Genomic DNA, 4973 nt, shown 5'->3' with positions numbered 1-4973 from the left:
TAGATGCGTTTACCCTGTCTTTCAGCTGCTGCTTTTATATAGTTTTTATCGGTGGTATACTCATCCCAAACCATTTTACAGAATTTCTTGCTTTACATTTTACGTGACTTTGATAGATTGAATCTTGACAATAGCGAATGCGTTAAGAAACAATGAACAGTTTCATTGTTTTAGCAAATGAGCGCCCAAAGCCTCTGGAAAGGGCAGCTATTACCTGCAACCCAAGCTGCCAAAATCTTCACAAACTGCGTCGCAACTAAACATCGCAAAATGATTCACGATGGGTATATAATAAGTTTTCCATCTTACAACCACTGAAAGGGTTTGTTATCTCAATTAAACCACTTATTTGTCGTTTCAACAAGCAATTGCATTAAAAATCAGACAAGGTGTTGAAAATTAGGCTGTACCAATGGCAAATCATTTTCTGTAACCAAATATTTTTCTATCACCACTATAAATAAACCTAATTGGTGTAAAACGCTTTTGATGATTATCGTATCACTTAATATAAACGATAATCATTTTTATTTATGAACTTGAAAACCATTTTTATCTGCCTTGTTTTAATTTTTTGCAGCAGTGTTTATATCACCTATGCTAATGTACATCATAAAAGCACTGATCAAACAGGCCAACAACTACCAGATAACTTTAATTTAAGCCAGCCAAATAAAACCGATACGACAATAAAAGTCCAAAATAACTGGGTTAAGTCTGTCGACTATCATGCAGCAATATGGTTTCTGGCACAAAAAATTAAGCTCGATGATAAACAGGCCCAGAGCGATTACAGCATGCCTTATGCAATTTTTACCGGGAATATTCAATCCCGATATCACTTATCTTTACATATGTATGCCAAGCATTTTGAACATGTCACACCCATCACACCGGGGCTTGGATTTCGTGAGTTTTATATCAAATATGCACCAACGAAAAAAATCAATATATTAGCTGGAAAAGACGTCTTACCTTTTGGCAGTTTTCACTCATATCTATTTGAACAACCACTCACAAAGAAATTTGCCATCACTTTACACAATACCATTTTGGCTAACCTGAACCTGGCAAACTGGCATTTTAGCACCTATCTATTTAAACCTTCTCAGCGCTATATTGCCAATAATCAGCTTGGTCTTGGCGCACGCATGCAGTATCAAATCAAATACCAAGACAATAATAAAATCATGCTTGGCATGGATTATACAAGCAGCCTAACAGATGCCGCACTTTTTCAATATAACCTTGGTTTTGGTGGGTTACAAACAACACCATTAAAAAAGCGTTTAGGCGGCTTTGCGACTTATCTGCATGCTTATTGGCATCAAAACTATGTGCTATTAAGCTATATTGGTTCGATTCATCGAAGCCAACCAGGAGAATTCGGCCTTGATCACCCCGGTTACCTGGGTGCTTATGATACTGAAATCGGACATATCTTTTCAATAAATGGCCACTCACTAATCTACTCAGCAGGTTTTAGTGGCGGGATGAATCTAATTGGACTCGGGTTACCGCAATACATGTTTACCACTGGGCTTAAATACCGGCTTAATAAGCATGTCGCATTGTATGCCGGTTATCTCTATAATCAGTTTTATGCAAAAAACAGTGCATCAGCACAATACAACAAGCACTATCGGGCACTACTTGGTAAATACAGTCAATCAATCTTAGTTGCTGTAAATCTATTTATTTAGGAACATAAAATGAAAACTGCACTTACCAGAAGAATTGGACAACTGCAAAACTGGGCTATTGCCTATCAGTCAATTTCGGATACATTTGCACACCTGTTAATCGGCGCATTCCTTGGGCTGCCGGTGTATCTTATCTCGATTCGCTTTATGCTTGTTTTCTATGTTGGTCTTTTTTTTGAGCTACCACTTGGTGCTGTTGCCGATATTATCGGTCGAAAACGCATGATTATTGCAGGGTTTAGCCTAACGGCATTATCTAATGTTTTTTTATTTATAACGCTTTATATCCATGGATCACACAACCTTCTGCTGCTTTACATCATTATCAATGCCATTAGTGCGACCATGGGAAAAATGGCGACCGATGCTCCTTTTCAAAGCTATCTTCAAGATATTATTGATCAAAGCATCAATACAGCGCAACCAAAACATCTGATTTCAAGACTTAAAACACTGCCAGTCTCTCAGCGTTATGGTTGTTCAATACCCACTGTTTTAATGCTTATAAGCGCAACGAGTTTTATATTACTCATCCACTTTAAACATCCAATTTACACAACGCTCATCCCATTAATTATTTTTCTGATTCTCTTAGGCTATATTTTCCACCTACAAAAATATCAATTCAGAATAAGCAAAACAGCAAATGCTATAACATCAAGGCAATCTTACATTGATGTACTTAAGCACATTGGGCAAAGCCCGCATAAAAGCCGTATTGTTTGCCTGCTATTGTGCTTAATACTCACCAGTGTAATGATTATCAATGTGCATATTTATTTATTGGTTAGCCTGATCAGACACTATAAAAGCCCACATCATGATATCTTGCACCTTATCGTTTTTGTTTTATTGATATCATTAACCAGCTTTTCTTATACGATCCGCGGGTTTATCAATTCAAAAATTACCAAGCGACTCCCTGTCAACACCAGTATTTATTTATCACTCTTGCTCGTCTTACTATTATCGCTATTTGGTTTAGTCGCCTATGATATCAACAAAAGTCTAATGTTTGAGTGGCTTATTTTTGTGCTGCTGTTTCGCCCGTTTATTGATCTGTCCAGAAACTTATTTGAAACGACGCTTTTTACCTTAATTCCATATGAGTTAAGAGCCACAATACTAAGCCTTTGTCTTTTTATTGCTACCTTCGTCATGATTGCTGCGACTTCTTATTTTAGTTATCGCCATCACTTGCCATCACCCAATGAAATTGTTCTTATCATTATTACGCTGACACCCGTAATTGGCATTTTATATTTCTTAGCAATGACCAGGTTGAAGGAATAATATCAGCTAATAATGATTTGTATGTGCTCTATAAATCTATATCTCATACCCTGGCGCTATTCTACTTTGGCCAAATAACAGTGCAAATTCATTACAAGGCGTTTCTCTCTCTTCTTTGTCTATAAATGCTTTAAATTCTGTAAGGCATATCTTAGATGATAAAGACTTATCTCGATAACAATAGATCTTATTAAGCTTGTTATCCATCGATTCAAGTTTATAACGTAAATCCCGGTATTGCTGTACTTTTTCTTGCAAGCTTAGAAAATGATTTTCCTTTAAATTTTTCATTCCATCTTTTAAATATTCTAATGCGGCTTTTTGAAGATAAAATCCACAGCCATCAAGCTTTAATGCCGGGCATTCCTCTTCTCCTATCAACTGATAATAATCCATCAGCCATTTCCCACAAACCTCAATATCCTTTGTTTCAACCCACTTCAAAAGCAGTGCATCAATCAAAGATCTGTTTTCTGAGTTTAATGCGTTACCTGGAAATCGCTCTTCTAAAAATTCAATAAATTCCTTCACAGAGTCATCTGCTAACTCTTTTATGTGAGCATAATATTGATCAAGCAAATCTGGTGATATTTCATGTATTATTCGATAAAGTGCAAGTTTGTTTTTTGTTAACGCTAAGTTTTCTGACGATACAATTTGGCCATTTTTTTCTTCAGGTAATAATAAAACAGCTTTTAAATCCTCAAGTTCCTGCGCTAAAGGATTACGTTGACGAGCAAAAGCAGATTTATGCCCAAAAAACATCCGCTTAATCACAGGTGTGCCAAATTTCCACAATAAATAACCTACGGCAACACCAATGGTAATCGCCAGGCCAATCGGGTGCGCACTGACAGCTATGGCAAGTAAAATCATCCCCACCATGCTGGCAGTTTTTAATCCAAGCATTACCCCCTTATTGGTTAGATTATCTTTTAACTGCTTTTTTATTGCTATATCACGCCTGATATCACTTGGCAGTGGTTGTTTTTTATAAACCTCTACATAGTCATTTAGTGCTTGACGATCTTCTTTATGAATAAATAGTTTTTGTCTTTTTTTCTCACGACGATTTGCCACATTGGCACATAATCGATCAAGCTTCACTGAAAAGCCTTCATCGTTTGAATTATTATAGTAATGCACCGCTGCGCGAGACTTGATATTCTGTAACAGTGCTTGTTTGGCATTTTCTAACTTTTTTACCGTGGTTTGTATTTCTTGTTGTTTCTGTGCCGAATTTGCCTGTGACTGCGTGTTCTGCACTTCTTTGAGCTGAGTTAATTTTTTTTCAAAAAAATCCAGTTGATAAAGCTGCTTTTCCAGCCAAAAATCAAAATTATGCAGCATTCGCCAGCTATCATAAAAATCCCAGGCCGCTAAACCAAAGTCAAAAATTGTTGCAATCGCAAATCCCCAGCCTGAAAAACCAATAGCGGTCAGTACAATCACAATTGCAGCAGAGCTTAACAGTAACCCAGCCTTAATTGCATTTTCATCTTGTGCTTTGATATCAATCTCATCGTTATAAATCTGCCACAGCATGTCAGCGGCGATGAAGACAGATAAAACCGCATCGGCATAGTTCCAGCCTTGTGAAATATTTGCCGCTTGTGATGAAGATATATCGCCATGTAAATGAAAAAGTGCATGCGGGTCATGAAAATCAGAAGCAATCGATGTGCCAGTAAAGGTGATATAATTTAGCTCCTGCCCATTACCTGATATTTCACAACAAAGCGCTCGGACTTGCACTAAAAAATCATCAAACCTCAACACTCCCCCTTAATGTGCAGTCGTTATTATTGGATATCGCACACCCCCTTGTGATGCATATATCAACGGCAATAATATAACCATTTATTAAGGAAATTTACAGTGACCGGTGGTTACAAAGCAATTAGCAACACAACGCCATAAGTACTTTTATAGCGTTTGCTTATTTCCTGCTTTAGACTTTTAGGTTCTGTGAACCAA

General features: G+C 37.1%; 3 protein-coding genes. 2 read left to right on the top strand and 1 reads right to left on the bottom strand.

The features are described from left to right. Positions 1 to 533: 533 nt before the first annotated feature. Positions 534 to 1703, top strand: a complete 1170-nt coding sequence (locus DNK84_RS09300; protein ID WP_119344254.1) for a hypothetical protein — start codon at positions 534 to 536, stop codon at positions 1701 to 1703. Between the two features lie 9 nt (positions 1704 to 1712). Further along, the gene (locus DNK84_RS09295) at positions 1713 to 2996 is read left to right on the top strand and encodes a hypothetical protein (protein WP_119344253.1); all 1284 of its coding nucleotides are present in this window, start codon (positions 1713 to 1715) and stop codon (positions 2994 to 2996) included. 36 nt (positions 2997 to 3032) lie between these two features. Here DNK84_RS09295 and DNK84_RS09290 read toward each other — a convergent pair whose 3' ends face one another. Then, the gene (locus tag DNK84_RS09290; protein ID WP_119344252.1) at positions 3033 to 4772 is read right to left on the bottom strand and encodes a hypothetical protein; all 1740 of its coding nucleotides are present in this window, start codon (positions 4770 to 4772) and stop codon (positions 3033 to 3035) included. Between the last annotated feature and the right edge of the window lie 201 nt (positions 4773 to 4973).

Source organism: Facilibium subflavum, assembly GCF_003574485.1.
GTDB classification, from domain to species: domain Bacteria; phylum Pseudomonadota; class Gammaproteobacteria; order Francisellales; family Francisellaceae; genus Facilibium; species Facilibium subflavum.
The sequence above is the reverse complement of the archived record's forward strand: the minus strand, read 5'-3'. Positions and strand labels throughout refer to the sequence as shown.

Coding starts and splice junctions, on each gene's coding strand:
- DNK84_RS09300 (WP_119344254.1), top strand. CDS start 534: ATGAACTTGAAAACCATTTTTATCTGCCTTGTTTTAATTTTTTGCAGC.
- DNK84_RS09295 (WP_119344253.1), top strand. CDS start 1,713: ATGAAAACTGCACTTACCAGAAGAATTGGACAACTGCAAAACTGGGCT.